The sequence below is a fragment of the Sphingomonas faeni genome (assembly GCF_024273235.1).
GTDB lineage: Bacteria > Pseudomonadota > Alphaproteobacteria > Sphingomonadales > Sphingomonadaceae > Sphingomonas > Sphingomonas faeni_A.
Window position 1 is genome coordinate 24,079 of sequence record NZ_JANBVH010000038.1, and the last position, 16,259, is coordinate 40,337.

Sequence of the window (16,259 nt, forward strand, 5' to 3'; positions counted from 1 at the left end):
ACGCCGCTCGCAGCGGCGGTCAAGGATGCTGCCGCCCCGGCTGCGACGCCGGCGGCACCTGCCGCGCCGCCGATGGCCGGGGCCGGCCCGACCGACGCCGACCTGATGAGCGACGCGAACACCCCTGGCGACATTCTGACCTACGGCATGGGGCCCAAGGCTCAGCGCTACAGCACGATCACCCAGATCAACGATACCAATGTCGCCAAGCTGGTCCCGGCCTTCTCCGCCTCGCTCGGTGGTGAAAAGCAGCGCGGCCAGGAATCGCAGCCGATCGTCTATGACGGCACGATCTACGTGACCGGCTCCTATTCGCGACTGTTCGCGTTCGATGCGAAGACCGGCGAAGAGAAGTGGCAATACGACGCGCGTCTGCCCGACGGCATTATGCCCTGCTGCGACGTGGTCAACCGCGGTGCGGCGATCTACGGCGACAAGATCATCTTCGCGACGCTCGACGCGCACATGGTCGCGCTCAACCGCAACACCGGCAAGGTGATCTGGAACAAGACGCTGCAGGATTACGCGGCGGGTTACTCGAACACCGCGGCACCGATCATCGTCAAGGGCAAGGTGATCTATGGCAATTCGGGCGGTGAGTTCGGCGTCATCGGCAAAGTCGAGGCGCGCGACGTCAACACCGGCGAGCTGGTCTGGTCGCGGCCGACGATCGAAGGCAATATGGGCTCGCTCAACGGCAAGGACTCAACGATCACCGGCAAGACCAACGCGAGTTGGCAGGGCGATCAGTACAAGACTGGCGGCGGCGCGCCATGGCTGGGCGGCACCTACGATCCCGACACCAATCTGCTCTTTTTCGGTACCGGCAACCCGGCACCTTGGAACAGCCATCTGCGGCCGGGCGACAATCTCTACACCTCGTCGACGCTGGCGATCGATGCCGACACCGGCGAAATCAAATGGCATTACCAGTATACGCCGCACGACGGCTGGGATTTCGACGGCGTGAACGAGTTCATCCCGTTCGATGCCAAGATCGGCGGCAAGATGATGAAGCTTGGCGCGCAAGCTAATCGCAACGGCTATTTCTTCGTGCTAGACCGGACGACCGGCAAGTTCATCTCGGCCAATCCGTTCGTGTCCAAGACGACCTGGGCAAAGGGCTATACCAAGGCCGGCCGGCCCATCTTCGACGATACCAACCGTCCGGGTCCGCCTTCGACCGAAAAGGGTACGACGGTGTTCTCCGCGCCTGCGTTCCTCGGCGCCAAGAACTGGATGCCGATGGCGTATAGCGGCCAGACGGGGATGTTCTACGTGCCTTCCAACGAATGGGGCATGGATATCTGGAACGAGCCGATCGCGTACAAGAAGGGCGCGGCCTATCTGGGCGCGGGCTTCACGATCAAGCCGCTGTACCCCGATCATATCGGCGTGCTGCGCGCGATCGATCCCGCCACCGGCAAGATCGCGTGGGAATACAACAACAAGGCGCCACTGTGGGGCGGGGTGCTCGCGACCGCGGGGAATTTGGTCTTCACCGGCACGCCCGAGGGCTATCTGAAGGCATTCGACGCGAAGACCGGCAAGGAACTCTGGAAGTTCAACACCGGATCGGGCGTGGTCGGTTCGCCGGTCACTTGGACCCAGGACGGCGAGCAGTTCGTCGCGGTCATGTCGGGCTGGGGTGGCGCGGTGCCGCTATGGGGTGGTGAGGTCGCCAAGGCGGTGCAGCATATCAACCAGGGCGGTGCGCTCTGGGTGTTCAAGCTGCCAAAATCGTGATGATCGAGAATGGGATGTCGCAGGCGGCATCCCATTCCTTGTCGCGCGCTGAGCCGGTACACCAGCCGCGGGCAGGGGGGCATGACGTGGAACGGGTGCTAATCGCGGACGATCATCCGCTCGTACGGGACGGACTCCGCACCGTCATCTCGGTCGCGTTCGATCAGTGCGAATTGTTCGAGGCGTCGTCGATCGCCGAGGCCATCGCAATCGTCGAGCGTGAAGGCGATTTCGACCTCGTCCTGCTCGATCTCAACATGCCCGATGCCGAAGGGTTTTCGGGACTTGCCCAGATGCGCGACCGGTTCCCGTCGGTACCCGTCGTGATCGTATCGGGTGCGTGCGAGGGCGGTTTGATCAGCGCGTCGATTGCCAACGGCGCGGCCGGGTTCATCCCGAAGTCGCTCAAGCGCAGCGCGATCGTCGAGGCGATCCAGTCAATCCTGGCGGGCGACGTCTTCATGCCGGAAGAATTCCGGACTATCGGCGCGGACAATGTCGCACTCGACGACATCCGCCGCCGCGTCGAAACGTTGACGCCGCAACAGCGCGTCGTGTTGGGGCTGGTCGTCGGCGGCAAGCTCAACAAGCAGATCGCGTTTGAACTTGATGTCTCGATGACGACGGTGAAGGCGCACGTCTCGGCGATCCTGGCGAAACTGAACGTTTATAGCAGGACCCAAGCCGTGATCCTGGCAAACAAGATCAATTTCGTGCCGGCACCGTTGGCGGCCCGGCACTGAGGAGACCGATTAAAGTTTACCGACATTCGAGCTTTTAACCTTCCCTTGCCAGGAGGGGGTGTCGCGAACGCGACTGAGGGGGAGGTTACGGAACGGAGATGGTCGTTTGCCACCCCCTCCTTCGGGCGCCCCCCCCGGGGGATGACAATCGCCTTTTGCGTGTTCTACCCTGTCAGCCGCGCCAGCAACGCCCGCAACTGCGCCGGCTTCACCGGCTTCTGCAATACATGCAGACCGGCACCCAGCAACCGGTCGCGCAGGTCCGGTTCGCGGTCCGCGGTGATGATCACCGCCGGTGTCGGCCGGTCGAGCAACGTACGCAACTGGGCCACGACGACTTCCCCGGTCATGCCGTTACCCAGATGATAGTCCGCCAGGATCACCTCTACCGGTGCGCTAGACGCGGCGATCGCTTCCCTCGCCTCGGACCCACCGACCGCGGTCAAGACGTCGCAACCCCAGCCCTCCAGTACGGCCCGCATGCCTTCGAGGATTATTTCCTCGTTGTCGATTACTAGCACGGTGCGCGCGGCGATCCCGCGGCGGGCGGCGGGGGTGGCGGCGCAAATCTGACGCGTACCCTCGACTGTCAGCGGCACCGTCACGCAGAAGGTCGACCCTTGACCGATCGCCGATCGCACGCCGATCGGGTGGTCTAGCATTCGCCCGGCACGCTGCACGATCGCGAGGCCTAGACCCATGCCACGCTCATGCCCCGAGTTCAGCCGGCGAAACTCTTCGAAGATCTCACCATGGTGCGTGGGATCGATCCCCGCACCAGTATCGGTGACCGCGATCTGGACATGCGCTCCTTCGTGCCGTGCGGCCATCACAACGCCACCCTGCCGGGTGTAGCGCAGCGCGTTCGACAAGAAGTTCTGCAGGATTCGTCGCAGCAGGCGCGCGTCCGTGCGGACCCAGGCGGTGGTCGGCTCGACAGTCAGCGTCAACCCGCGCGTGCTTGCCGCCAGCGCGAACTCGGCGTGCAGCGCGCGCATCAATTCGCCGAGCGGCACGTCAGTGATCTCGGGCGTTACCGCGCCTGCGTCGAGCTTCGAGATTTCCAGCAGTGCTTCGAGCAAGTCCTCAATCGAGTCTAGCGCCGAGCCGGTCTGTTCGACCAACGTCCGATTCGCCGGCGCCAATCGGCGTGTTGCCAAGGCCGAGACAAACAATCGCGCGGCGTTCAACGGCTGCAAGAGATCGTGGCTCGCGGCGGCGAGGAACCGTGTCTTCGACAGGTTCGCCTGTTCCGCGGCGGTCTTCGCCTCGCGCATCGCGGCCTCGGCGGCGACGCGTTCAGCGACCTGCTGCTGAAGCTCCATATTGACCGCGACGACCGCGGCAGTGCGTTCCTGCACCCGGCGTTCGAGCGTCTCGTTCGTCTCGCGCAACGCCGCCGCCGCACGCAGCCGGTCGGTGACGTCGTCGAAGCTCATCACCATGCCGCCTCCCGGCATCGGCAATCGTCGCACCTCGACGCTGCGGCCATCCTCCAGCGCGCGAACTGCTACGATTTCCGGTTCTCCTTCGCCGAGCCAGCCAAGCGTGTCGGCAGCGTCGGCACGCGGTAACGCGGTGCGGCACCACTGGATCAATGCGGCGTGCTCCGCTATTTCCAGCCTTGCCCGCGTCGGCTGCAGCTTGAGAAACGCGAGCAGCGGATCGTTCCACGCAAGCAGCGCGCGTTCACGATCGAACACGCACACGCCCTGCGGCATCGCATCGAGCGTCGCCTGCAACACGACCGCGCGCTCGGCGAGCTCGCGCGCGCGCAATCGGGCATCCTCGGCCTTGATGTCGGTGATGTCGGTATAGACGCCGACGACGCCGCCTTCGGTTGTGCGCCGCTCGTTGACCTGGATCCAGCGGCCGTCGGCAAGCGCGATAACCTGGCCACCCTCAGCGAGCTCATGCGCCGCGCCACGCTCCGATATCCAGCGATCGGGTGCGACCATCGCTCCGAGCATCCCGCTGGTTTCGCCGATCTTGCCTAGAATCTCGTCGAAGCGCACACCTGGTACGATCTGGTCGGCGACCTTGGGCCAAAGCGACAAATAGGTCTGGTTGCATAGCACCAGCCGATCGTCCGCGTCGAAGATCGCGAATCCCTCGTTGATCGTTTCGATCGCGTCGCCCAAACGGCGGCGTGCACTGTCTGCGGCGTCGGTCGCCTGAGCGAGTTCGGCGTTGGTCGAGGCGAGTTCGCCGAGCGCGCGTTCCAGGTCCGCCGTCCGTTCACGGACCTTCCCCTCCAGCGAGATCGCGGTCTCAAACACCGAAAAAGCGTTGCCGCGCAGATCGGTCGATCGCTCGACCCGGCCCATCAGCGACGCGTTGATCCGCGCGAGTTTCCCCAGCTGGATTTCGAGCGAGGCGACCCGGTCGTCGCGATGCCCATCAGTATCCGCGATCATCGCCCGATCGCCAGCCCGCTGAAAGTCTGGTTGACGTGCAGCGCGTGATATTGCTCGCCGTACGTATTGAACCCAACGACACCTCGATCTGCGAACAGCGCCGATACCGCGCTGCGCAATTGGCGCTGCTCAACCTCGACGTTATTCAGGACACAGTCGAAGCCGAGGATACGGTCGATCCCGCCGACCGAAAGATCGAGATTTTCGAACAGGTCGTGGAGATTCTGCATGATGTCGGTCGCTTCGCCCAACGTCAGGACGATACCCTCGTCGATCGCGCAGTAGAAGGTGAGGCTACCATCGGGGTTCGCGGTCTGGATCGATCGCACGAAATATTCGCCGCCTGCGCGGACCATCGGCGGGTGTGCCGCGAAGTGGTTGGGGCTGAGTTCCGCCACGGTCGTGCCGATCAGCCGCGCATATTCCTCGACCGCGGGCTCGGCATTGATCTCATGGACGATGCGCGTCACCGGGTCGGCGACGGTGATGACCATCTTGACGCCGCCCGGGCCGTAATGCTGCGCACGAAACACCTTCATGCGTCGCGACGACGACAGGATTGCGACGATCGCGGCGTCGCGGCGAAACTGCCCTTCGTAGAACACGAACGTCTCGCGGAAATCGAGGCCATCGCCCGACGAGCCGCCGATCAGCGGCACCTCGCCCAGCGCATCCTGCAACGTCAGCGTCAGCATCTCTTCGCGATGCGAAAGCCCGTCGACCAGGAAGATCGCGGCGTGGCTTGGCGTGTCGCCCAGTTGCGGTCCTGGCAGCGCCGCGGTGGCGACCATCGAGCGCACCGTCTGCTGTGCGACGCGCGCATCGAACGTGTCGAGATTCTCGAAACAGGTCGCGCTCAATCGGAAATCGCTCGCGGGAAAGCCGATCGCGGTGATCGTGCCCTCGTCCAATCCGTCCGGCGTGATCTCGCCGGACGACGTACAACCGACGATCGTCAGACCCTCGGCACGGCTGCCGATCGCTTCGGCCAATGCGTCGAGCGGGTATCGGCTCGAACAGAACAGGACGATGCCAGCGAGTTCGGGCAGATCGAGCCGACCGAACAGATCGCGGATCGCCAGTTCGGGATCGGTCACGCGGGTCGCGGCGACACGGATCGGTGAGGAGGGTGCACGCGACGGGTGAGGCGGAACGAACATCGCCGCGATCATGTCATGCTTGGGCAGTCCCGTCATCCGCCGATCGACCGGGTCAGGCGCCACGCTCGGGCGGGCCGGCCGCGTCGAGCGCATCGACTTCGGCGTCGGTAAAGACGCGGCTGCGGATCATGAAGCGCAGTCCCTCGGGTCCTTCGAGCGAGAACCCCGCGCCGCGCCCCGGGACGACGTCGATCGTCACCTGGGTATGCCGCCAATAGTCGAATTGCGCGGCGCCGATCCAGACGGGGACGCCACCTTCCGCCGTGCCGGGCGCGATCCGCCCGAGCAGGATGTCCTGCGTTCCGACGCGGAATTCTTCTGCCGGATAGCACATCGGCGCCGACCCATCGCAGCAGCCGCCGGACTGGTGAAACATCAGTGGGCCGTGCTGCGCGGCAAGCTTCGCTATCAGCGCATCGGCAGCGGCGGTGGACAGGATCCGGGGCGGGGCGAGCGTAGCAAAGGTCATGGAGCCAGCCTTGAAAACGGAAAAATGCGGCGGACCCTGAGGCCCGCCGCAGTGCGGTCGCGAGATCATGGGAGAAAGGGGATCCGATCTCGCGTGCGTACCAGAAGCTGTATCAGAAGAAGCCAAGCGCCTTGGCCGAATAGCTGACCAGCAGGCACTTGGTCTGCTGATAGTGATCGAGCATCATCTTGTGGTTCTCGCGGCCGATGCCCGACTGCTTGTAGCCACCGAATGCGGCATGCGCAGGGTAGAGGTGGTAGCAGTTGGTCCATACGCGCCCGGCCTGGATACCGCGGCCCATCCGGTAGGCGGTCGTGCCGTTGCGCGACCAGACGCCGGCGCCGAGGCCGTAGAGCGTGTCGTTGGCGATCGCGAGCGCGTCGGCTTCGTCCTTGAAGGTCGTCACCGCGACGACGGGTCCGAAGATCTCTTCCTGGAAGACGCGCATCCTGTTGTTACCCTCGATGATCGTGGGCTCCATGTAATACCCGTCGGAGAACTCGCCGTCGTGCTGCGCGCGTTCGCCGCCAGTCAGAATCTTGGCACCTTCCGCCTTGCCGATATCGATGTACGACAGGATCTTCTCGAGCTGGTCGTTCGACGCCTGCGCGCCGATCATCGTCGAGGGATCGAGCGGCGAGCCCATTTTGATCGCCTTCACCCGCTCGATCGCGCGCGCGATGAACTTTTCGTAGATCGATTCCTGGATCAGCACGCGGCTCGGGCAGGTGCAGACCTCGCCCTGATTGAGCGCGAACATCGCGAAGCCTTCGAGACACTTGTCGAAATAATCGTCGTCGGCGTCCATCACGTCGGCGAAGAAGATGTTGGGCGACTTGCCGCCGAGTTCGAGCGTAACGGGGATCAGGTTCTCCGTCGCATATTGCATGATCAGGCGGCCGGTGGTCGTCTCGCCGGTGAACGCGATCTTTGCGATGCGCTTGTTCTGCGCGAGCGGCTTGCCCGCCTCGACGCCGAAGCCGTTGACGACATTCAGCACGCCCGGTGGCAGCAGGTCGCCGATCACGTCCATCAGCACCATGATCGACATCGGCGTCTGCTCGGCGGGTTTCAGCACGACGCAGTTGCCGGCACCCAGCGCAGGTGCGAGCTTCCACACCGCCATCAGGATCGGGAAGTTCCACGGGATGATCTGGCCGACGACGCCCAGCGGCTCGTGAAAATGATAGGCGATCGTATCGTGGTCGATCTCGGAAATGCCGCCTTCCTGCGCGCGGACGCAGCCGGCAAAATAGCGGAAATGGTCGATTGCGAGCGGGATATCGGCGTTGGTCGTCTCGCGGATCGGCTTGCCGTTGTCGATCGTCTCGACCATTGCGAGCAGATCGAGCTTTTCCTCCATCCGGTCGGCGATCTTGTTGAGGATGTTGGCCCTCTCGGCCGGGCTGCTCTTGCCCCAGGCGTCTTTAGCGGCGTGCGCGGCGTCGAGCGCCAGCTCGATGTCCTCGGCGGTGCCGCGCGCGACCTGGCACACCGTCTTGCCGGTGACGGGGGAAGGGTTGTCGAAATACTGCCCCTTGGTCGGAGCGACCCACTCGCCACCGATGTAATTGTCGTATTTCGATCGGATCGCGATCTGGCCCTTCAACTGGTCGAGTGCCTGCTGCAGCATGATAATCCCTCCTCGGTACAATTCGCCCGCGCGTCAGTGGTGGCGGACGTATCTGTGGCTTGCAGCGACCATCGACCTGCTGCGGCGCACGCGCCATTGCACCAAAGGGCAATTGCGGGATCGTGCCGCAGCGTGCGTGAGGGGACGGCAATCGCGGGTCGAGCCGCGCGCGTTTCAGGAGAGTATCGCATGAAGCTTATCATCGCATCACTGGCGGCAACCGTCGTTTTCGCGGCGGCACCCGCATCCGCCAAGGACGTCACCGTCCATATGAAGACCAGCGGGCAGGGGGGCATGATGGTGTTCGAGCCATCTTTCATCAAGGCGCAGCCGGGAGACGTGATCCACTTCGTCCCGACCAACCCGAGCCACAACGCCGAGACGATCCCGACGATGCTGCCTGACGGGGTCGCACCGAGTTCGGGGCTGATGAACAAGGAGTTCGTTCTCCCCGTCACCAAGCCGGGCATCTACGGCATCAAGTGCAAGCCCCATTACGCGATGGGCATGGTCGCGGTCGTCCAGGTCGGCAACGGCCCCTCCGCGAACCTTGCCGCGGCCAAGGCGGTGAAGGTCCCTGGATTGGCCGGCAAGCGCATGGCCGCCGCACTCGCACAGGCGAAGTAAGATGGCCGGTATCCTGCTCGTCAGCTATCCCGTCACTGAAGGCGCACGCTTCGATCGCGCCTATTACACGGACACGCACATGCCGCTCGTGAAGGAGAAATGGGGACCGCTAGGCCTGACCGATGCGTTGGCGTTGTTTCCCGACGACGATGCGCCGGCTGCCGTCGCGGTGGCGGTACTGACCTTCACCGATGGGGCCGTGCGCGATGCGGCGATGTCAGCGCCGGTAGCAGCAGAGGTGTTCGGCGATGTTCCGAACTTCACGACGATAAGCCCCGCGGCGCAACGCCTTACCGGGTGACGTCTTTACCCCTCCCCAGCGAAGGGAGGGGCCCGGGATGGGTAGGTTCGTGACGGGATTGCGCCTGCCCCATACCTACCCATCCCACCCCTCGAGGATGCGCTATTCACGTCCGAACGGCACCGCATCGACCAGCGGTCGCCCGCTTTCGCTCCAACCATCGGTACCGTCCGCATACCAATAGACATGCCCGTACCCCGCCTTCGCCAACCGGCGCGAGGCGTTCCAGCTCATCCAGCAGTCGGCGAGGCAGAACACGATCAGCGGACGCGGATCGCGCTTGCCGCGAAGCGATGCGACGCCCGTTTCGAACCATGCCGCGATGCCGGGATCAACCACCCCGCGCCCCGCTTCGGGAAACCAGTGCGCCCCAGCGATGCTCGGACGCGGCTTGGCCAGCCGCCAGACGCCCGTCGCCGCATCGCGTACGCCACCCTCGGCCGGCATCACGTCGATCAGGATGGCGCGCTTCTTCGTGCGCAGCCGCGCCACGGTCGTCGTATCGATCCTTGGTACGCGCTCGGGGGCGGTCGGAACGATCGCGCGGTAATGCGCGATGCGGTATCCGGTCGTGGCGTCGATATCGGAGCGAGGAGCGACCGTTTGCGCAGCGACTGCGACCGCGAAAACCAAGATACGAATCACCGCGGCTCTCCTCCCAAAGTCGGATTGTAGCGCATCCCTCTCGTGCGTACCTTTCTACCAAGGTATGAAGACACTTAGCATCTTGCTCGCCGGCCTTTCGGCCTTTTCTGCCACCGCCGGTGCGGCGCTGCCGAAGGACCAGCTCGGCTCGCCGATGTTCGGTTATGTCGGCAAGCAGGTGTTCGGCGAAAACGCGGTCGTCCGGTTCGATCCGCGAGTGAAGGTCGACTTTCCGAAGATCGCGGAAAATCAGCGCTCCTTTCCGGTCCAGGTCGATGCGCGCGGTATACCCGACGTCATGCGGATCGTGATCTTCGCCGATATGAACCCGATCCAGCAATCGATCGATTTCACTCTGGCGAATGCCGAGCCGTTCATCGCGACCCGGATCAAGCTCGATCAGCGCACGCCGGTGCGCGGAGCGGTACAGCTGAAGGACGGCAGCTGGCTCGTCTCGGGTGGCTGGATCGACGCGGCGGGCGGCGGCTGTTCGGCACCACCGGTCAGCCGCGTCAAGGGCGACTGGGCGCAGCATCTCGGCGAGTCCCGCGGGCGGCTTTGGGAAAGTGCCGGTGCTGCGCGTATCATGCTGTCGTTCCGGCATCCGATGGACACCGGCTTCGTCGACAATATCCCGGCCTATTATCTCGAACAGATAAAGGTCACGTCCTCGGGCGGCAGCGCGATCGGCACGGTTCATATGCAGGCGTCGGTTGCCGAGGATCCGGTCCTGACGCTCATGCCCAAGATCAAGCCAGGCGAGTCGGTCTCGTTCGACGGCCGTGACACCAACGGCATCGAATACGCCGGCACCTTGACCGCAGCAACGGTGAATGCAGCAGTGCAGGGAGCAGGTCGCTGATTCACCGACGAGCATTCGTCGGCGGCTGCCTGGCGAGCGTTGCAGCAATGCCGGTCGTGGCAGCCGCGTTTCAATATGGCCTGAAACCGGAGGTCGTCGCCGATGGCATCTGGGTGGTGCGCGGCGCCGACGACGCGATCCTGATGGGCAATGGCGGCGCGATCGCCAACGTCACGATCCTTGATACCGCGGACGGCGCAGTGCTGGTCGATGCGGGTCCGTCGCTGCGCTATGGTACCGAGCTGACCGCGCTTGCAAAAAAGCTGACCGGCAAGCCTGTCGCGCGCGTCTATCTGACCCATCTTCACCCCGATCACACCTACGGTGATGCCGCGTTCCAGCCTCCGCAGATCGCCGGGACACCCGCGCTGATCGCCGAGCTCAAAAGCGAAGGGCCGGGCTTTTCGGATGGCATGTACCGCCTGCTGGGCGACTGGATGCGCGGGACCGAGCTGCACATCCCCGGTCATGTGATCGCTACGCCCAGCGAGACGATCGGCGGCCGCACGCTCCGGCTCCTGGCGTTGGCCGGGCACAGCGGCGCAGACCTTGCGATCTATGACGAAGCGACGAGGACGCTGATTGCCGGCGATCTGGTGTTCCACGATCGTGCGCCATCGACGCCGCATGCCGACCTGCCGCACTGGCGTACGTCGCTCGATACGCTGAAGGGGTTGGGACAGCTCCGGGTGATTCCCGGCCATGGGCCGATCGATTCTACGCCGCACGCCGCGATCGACCAGACCCGCGACTGGATAGACTGGATCGATATGGCGTTGACCGACGCGATCCAGGCTGGATTAGATCCAGTCGAAGCCGGCGAGATCGCGATCCCGCCACGCTTCACTGCGATGAAGGCCGCGCGCTATGAGCTACAGCGGTCGGTGTCGCACTTCTATCCGGGTCTTGAGGAACGATCGCTGCCACTGGTGGGCAAGCGAGCCTAGCGTTCTGCCCTCGTCCGGTCGAGATACAGCTTGCACGGCATTGTTGTGCCGCGAAGGCGAGAGCCCAGTCTGGAGCCTCGCTTTCGCGGGGAGACATGCTGTTTTCTCGCACAAGACGAGCGCCGACCAAGACCTCAGAACCGCACTTTGGCGCCGACCTGGATCGAGCGTGGGGCACCCGGTGCATAGAAGGTCGACGACGCTAATGGCCGTTCGCCGTCGATCACCGGCCCGGCAAACGGTCGCGCGACGAAGTTGCCGCTCGCATCGAACCCGGTCGCGCCCAGTTGCGCGGCGGTCGCATAGCGCTTGTCGAACGCGTTGTTGAGCTGTGCGAAGATCGTCAACTGGCGGGCCGGGCGGATCTCCGCGCCAAAATTGACGACCGCATACGCGTCGGTCTTGCCCTCGCCGAGGTAGTACACCCCGTCGGGCTCATGCTCGTTGTTCTCGTTGCCGCGCGCATACACGCCCGAAATCGCAATCATGTCGGCACTGAGCGATAGCATCTCTACCGGTTTCCAGCGTGCGCCGGCCTTCAAGATGTGTCGCGGGATCAGTGGGACGCGATCACCCTTCTCGATGTCGATCTCGCCTTCGAATCCGGGCGCGACGTGCTCGCTCGAACTGTTGCCCGAGCCGTCGACGGTCTCGCCATTGCGATAGGTCGCGTCGAGCAGCGTGTAGTGGCCGGTCAGGTGAACCGGGCCGACATCGCCGGCGAGATCGACGTCGATACCCTGGCGGCGAGTTTTCCCGAAATTGCGAAAATAGCCGAAGCCCGCGGTATCGTCGGCAACGAACAGGATGTCGTTCCGACTGACAGTGCGGAATGCGCCGAGACGCAGCGCGATACCGTGGAGGTCGGCGTTGATGCCCGTCTCGACGGTGCGCGCAACGACCTGGTCGAGCGGCGGATCGCCCGCCAAGGCGTTGGGCAGGCGGCAGGGGCTCTCGGGGTCCGCGCAGCCAAGTTCGATCGCCGATGGCGCACGGCTGGTCTGGGCGAGCGCCGCATCGATCGCGAAGGTCTCGGTCGGACTCCAGCGCAGCGCGATCGCCGGGTTCACGCGGTCGAACTTGTGGTCGCCGTCGAGCGATCCGGTACCGCCACCGGGTTGAAGCCCATCGCGGTTATGGACGACGGTGTGGTCATAGCGCGCGGACAGGTCGACATGCAGCGTCCGGCTGACGTCGAACGCATCGAGCGCATAGGCGCTGAGCGTGGTCGTGCGGCCGGTCAGGTCGACGCGCGCATCGAATGCGTGTTCGGAGTCCTGCGTCCCATCTGCGAACGCGCCCGCGCCGATAACCGGGACGATGCCGCGGTCGGGCGTGAGATAGCCGAATTGCGACGATTGGACGAACACCGAGCGACCGTTGACGTAGCTCGCGCCTACCGTCAGCGCGTTGAAACCGCCCCCGACTGGCGTCTTCAGCGTCAGCTCACCGGTCGCGCCGAACTCGCGCTGTCGTGTGTTCGAACGGTTGGCGAGCCCGTTGCACTTCTCGTTCGGCTCGCTGTTCAGCAGCACGTTGGCGATGCAGCGCCATCTGGGGAAGGGGGTGTTGGCCTGCGTCTCGGCCGCGACCGGGAAGCCGCTATATCCGGCCACGGTCAGTGCGGCGCGCTCGGCGGCGCTGGGTTGATACAGGTTCTCGCCGAGTGCATCGTCGTTGATGTCGCCGTTGAACGTGCGCGTCCTGATGCTGCGGAAAAATGCGTTGCCGGCAAAGGAGAGAACGTCGGAAAACCGGTGGTCGCCCGTGAGGTTGATCAGGTACGCGGTGTTCCGGGTAGTGTCGGGATAGGTGTAGACGCTGGACCGATCACGTTCGAGCAGGCGCTGGTCCTGTAGCCCGTTGCCGTTGAGGTCGGTCTTCGCATAGCTTCCCGACAGCGCGACGTTGGTTTTCGTATCAGACCAGCCAAGCTTGCCGAATGCCTGCCCCGCCTCCGACCGCGAGACATCGCGCCAGCCGTCCTCGGCAAAATAATCGCTACTCAGGAACCAGTTGAAACCGCTGTCGGCATTGCCGCCGGCCTGCACCTCGACGGTACGGCGATCGAATGATCCATAGCTCGCCTCGATCTCGACACCGGGGTCGGATTTGCCATCCTTGGTCCGGACAGAGATCGCACCACCCAGCGAATTACGCCCGAACAGCGGGTTTGATCCTGGCACCAGAGTCATCGAACGGATTGCGGATTTGGGGATAAGGTCCCAACTGACGACGTCGCCGAACGGTTGGTTGACGCGGACGCCGTCGACATAGACCGACAGCCCCTGCGGCGTGCCGAGCAGCGGCGATGCGGTGAAGCCGCGATAGTTTATATCGGGCTGCAACGGGTTGTTCTGGATGTCGTTGACGAACACGCCGCCCGCCATCCGCTTCAGATAGTCGGTGATGTCGGTCGCGTGCGCGGCCTCGATCTCCTCGTCGCTGGTGGTCTGTGCCGGGAAGGGCAGCGTCCCTTCGCCGACGTCGGACAGCGGGGTCGCAGTCACGATGATTTCGGGGGAGAGGCCTGTCTGCGTTTGCGGCTGCGCGTGGCCAGCGGCCGGCATGACAATCAGGGCGACACCGGCCAGCCAACGGAAACGGGTCTTCATGCTGCATCCCCCCAACGCCTGCGATCTGCGTCGCTGAGGAAACGATAACTTGGCTGATCGACACTTGCCTGAGATCGGTCTCAGGTTACGTCATACCTTGGTCGATGGCACTAGCCGGAAGCCACGACCGCGCAGTGTCTCGATCGCCGGCGCTCCGCGAAGTTCGCTCAGTCGGCGGCGAAGATAGCCGATATAGACGTCGAGCGCGTTGTCGCTGATCCCGGCATCTGCGCCCCAGACAGCAGCGGCCAGCGCCACTCGTGTCGCAGTGCCGCCATTGGCCGCGACGAGCCGCTGCAGCAGGTCGAACTCACGCCGGCTTAGCGCGAGCGGGCGGTCGTCGACCAGCGCATGCCGCGAAATCGGGTCGAGCGCGAGATTGGCGTAGCGCATTGGCGGCGGTGCGGCGTCCGCTCCCCGACGGACGATCGCCGCCAGTCGCGCGACGAGTTCTTCGAATGCGAACGGCTTGGGGAGATAATCGTCCGCCCCGCTGTCGAACCCGTCGAGCCGGTCCTGTAACGTTCCTCGCGCCGTCAACATCAGGATCGGCACCCGGATCCCGTCTTCACGCAGGGCCCGGCAAAGGTCCATCCCGTCACGGTCGGGAAGGCCCACGTCGAGCAGTGCGGCGGCAAATCCGCCGGTTCGCAGCATCGTCGTCACCTCCCGCGCCGCGCGTTCCCAGGCAACCTCATACCCGCGCGCGGTCAGTCCGCGGCTGACGAAACGGCCGATGCCGGCATCGTCCTCGACCAACAGGATCTTCATACTGGTACCAAGGGAAGGTCGATCGTCACGGTACAGCCGACGCTCAGGCCATTGGCGAGCGCGTTGGCGGCATGGATCGATCCGTCATGCTGCTCGACGACCCACCGCGCGAGTGACAGGCCGAGCCCGGTGCCGCCCCGCGATCGCCCCGCATCCCCCTGGTAATAGGCGTCGAAGATCCGCGGCAAAGCCTCGTCCGCCACGCCCGATCCCTGATCCACCACATCGATCCGCGCCGCATCATCATTGGTCGTGAGCCGTACGGTAACGGTTCCCCCGAATGGCGAAAACTTTACCGCGTTATCGACGATTGCAAGCACCGCCTGTTGCAGCCACCGCGCGTCGCCCCGCACAGTCAGCGGCGGCACCATAGTCTCGACCGCCAGCGCTACCTCGGCCGAGCGCGCATAACCACGTGCGGCGTCGCCCGCCCCCTCTACCAGCGTCGCCAGATCGATCAGCTCGCGCGCGAGTTGAAGCTGACCGTCATCCGCGCGCGCCAAGGCTAGCAATTCAGCGATCCGGTGTTCGAGAAACTCGGCATTAGCGACGACGTGCCCGAGCGCCTCGCGCAGTGCACGTGGCTCGGCAGCGAAATCGGCCAGCGCTACTTCCGCTTCTCCCCGCATCACGGTGATCGGAGTCCGCATTTCATGGCTGGCTTTTGCAAAGAACAGCCGACGCGATTGATCGATCATGGCAAGTTCCGCCGTCTTCTCCGAAACTTCATTGGCAAGCTGGCGATTGGCTGCGATCAACCCCAACGCTCCCAGCAACGCTGATCCGCCTGCCACCAGCACGAGTAGCACGGCCAGGATCGTCGTTCGCGCCCGCAGCCGGATCATGTCCGCGCCGATCCGCGCGGCTTCTGTGCGTTCCCGTGCGACGATGCGGGAGACCAGGTCCGCGAGTTCGCCGCGCCGCTTCGGATCGCCGGCCAGCACAGCGAGATGGTCCGCATCCACCGCCTCACGCACCTGCGCTGCGTGTTCGTCGGAAGCGGTAGGTAACAGCGCCGTCTCGGTGCGGATCAATCGTGCATAGGCGTGGAGATGCGGGCGCAGCGCCGCAGCGTCCCCGGTGTTTGCCAGCGTTTCGATCCGCGACACGGCCGCAAGCTGCGCCTGCGCGATTCCGGCGCGGTCAAAGTTCCGTCCCGCACTCGCAAGGCTTAGGATGAACGCCGTCGCCAACGCTGCCAGTGATACCAACAGCGCAATGGAACACAGCGCAGCGAGCGTTAGTGGCTGACGTAGGCGAGTTTCAATCGACATGGCCCGATCCTAGTCGTCGCGCGCCGCCGAACAAGAAGGAGCATATTGA

14 protein-coding genes are annotated in these 16,259 nt (G+C 64.3%); 6 read left to right on the forward strand and 8 right to left on the reverse strand.

Features of this window, described 5'->3' with window-relative positions; translation table 11 throughout:
• Positions 1 to 72: 72 nt before the first annotated feature.
• Both NLI89_RS17460 and NLI89_RS17465 read left to right on the forward strand, forming a co-directional pair.
• Complete coding sequence (locus NLI89_RS17460) at positions 73 to 1,746, forward strand: methanol/ethanol family PQQ-dependent dehydrogenase (protein WP_234422911.1); 1,674 nt, start codon at positions 73 to 75, stop codon at positions 1,744 to 1,746.
• Positions 1,747 to 1,832: 86 nt separating this feature from the next.
• The gene (locus NLI89_RS17465) at positions 1,833 to 2,489 is read left to right on the forward strand and encodes a response regulator (protein WP_042467292.1); all 657 of its coding nucleotides are present in this window, start codon (positions 1,833 to 1,835) and stop codon (positions 2,487 to 2,489) included.
• A gap of 164 nt (positions 2,490 to 2,653) precedes the next feature.
• Here NLI89_RS17465 and NLI89_RS17470 read toward each other — a convergent pair whose 3' ends face one another.
• The 4 genes from NLI89_RS17470 to adh form a co-directional block, all read right to left on the reverse strand.
• Positions 2,654 to 4,906 carry a hybrid sensor histidine kinase/response regulator gene (locus NLI89_RS17470; RefSeq protein ID WP_031441026.1) on the reverse strand — a complete coding sequence of 751 codons (2,253 nt, stop codon included), beginning with the start codon at positions 4,904 to 4,906 and terminating at the stop codon, positions 2,654 to 2,656.
• Entirely contained in the window at positions 4,903 to 6,078 is a 1,176-nt protein-coding gene (locus tag NLI89_RS17475) for an FIST N-terminal domain-containing protein (protein ID WP_151992476.1), read from the reverse strand. Before NLI89_RS17475 ends, NLI89_RS17470 begins: the two co-directional genes overlap by 4 nt.
• A 40-nt stretch (positions 6,079 to 6,118) precedes the next feature.
• Positions 6,119 to 6,535 carry a DUF779 domain-containing protein gene (locus NLI89_RS17480; RefSeq protein ID WP_031441028.1) on the reverse strand — a complete coding sequence of 139 codons (417 nt, stop codon included), beginning with the start codon at positions 6,533 to 6,535 and terminating at the stop codon, positions 6,119 to 6,121.
• Between the two features lie 112 nt (positions 6,536 to 6,647).
• Complete coding sequence (gene adh / locus NLI89_RS17485) at positions 6,648 to 8,168, reverse strand: aldehyde dehydrogenase (RefSeq protein WP_056025322.1); 1,521 nt, start codon at positions 8,166 to 8,168, stop codon at positions 6,648 to 6,650.
• 189 nt (positions 8,169 to 8,357) lie between these two features.
• Here adh and NLI89_RS17490 point away from each other — a divergent pair, with 189 nt between their 5' ends.
• Positions 8,358 to 8,795: a pseudoazurin gene (locus tag NLI89_RS17490; protein ID WP_031441031.1), complete on the forward strand. Its 438-nt coding sequence runs from the start codon at positions 8,358 to 8,360 to the stop codon at positions 8,793 to 8,795.
• Position 8,796: 1 nt separating this feature from the next.
• The gene (locus NLI89_RS17495; RefSeq protein WP_031441032.1) at positions 8,797 to 9,096 is read left to right on the forward strand and encodes an EthD family reductase; all 300 of its coding nucleotides are present in this window, start codon (positions 8,797 to 8,799) and stop codon (positions 9,094 to 9,096) included.
• A 102-nt stretch (positions 9,097 to 9,198) separates the two neighbouring features.
• Here NLI89_RS17495 and NLI89_RS17500 read toward each other — a convergent pair whose 3' ends face one another.
• Positions 9,199 to 9,741 carry a rhodanese gene (locus NLI89_RS17500; RefSeq protein WP_254688154.1) on the reverse strand — a complete coding sequence of 181 codons (543 nt, stop codon included), beginning with the start codon at positions 9,739 to 9,741 and terminating at the stop codon, positions 9,199 to 9,201.
• Between the two features lie 64 nt (positions 9,742 to 9,805).
• Here NLI89_RS17500 and NLI89_RS17505 point away from each other — a divergent pair, with 64 nt between their 5' ends.
• Positions 9,806 to 10,603, forward strand: coding sequence for a quinoprotein dehydrogenase-associated SoxYZ-like carrier (locus tag NLI89_RS17505; protein ID WP_042467285.1), 798 nt, complete (start codon positions 9,806 to 9,808; stop codon positions 10,601 to 10,603).
• Positions 10,604 to 10,650: 47 nt separating this feature from the next.
• A complete protein-coding gene (locus tag NLI89_RS17510) occupies positions 10,651 to 11,550 on the forward strand; it encodes a quinoprotein relay system zinc metallohydrolase 1 (RefSeq protein ID WP_254688155.1) in 900 nt (299 codons plus the stop codon).
• Positions 11,551 to 11,684: 134 nt separating this feature from the next.
• Here NLI89_RS17510 and NLI89_RS17515 read toward each other — a convergent pair whose 3' ends face one another.
• From NLI89_RS17515 to NLI89_RS17525, 3 genes are all read right to left on the reverse strand, one after another.
• A complete protein-coding gene (locus NLI89_RS17515; RefSeq protein ID WP_254688156.1) occupies positions 11,685 to 14,165 on the reverse strand; it encodes a TonB-dependent receptor in 2,481 nt (826 codons plus the stop codon).
• Positions 14,166 to 14,255: 90 nt separating this feature from the next.
• The gene (locus NLI89_RS17520; protein WP_254688157.1) at positions 14,256 to 14,936 is read right to left on the reverse strand and encodes a response regulator transcription factor; all 681 of its coding nucleotides are present in this window, start codon (positions 14,934 to 14,936) and stop codon (positions 14,256 to 14,258) included.
• Entirely contained in the window at positions 14,933 to 16,210 is a 1,278-nt protein-coding gene (locus tag NLI89_RS17525) for a sensor histidine kinase (RefSeq protein WP_254688158.1), read from the reverse strand. The genes NLI89_RS17520 and NLI89_RS17525 overlap by 4 nt, the downstream gene beginning before the upstream one ends.
• Between the last annotated feature and the right edge of the window lie 49 nt (positions 16,211 to 16,259).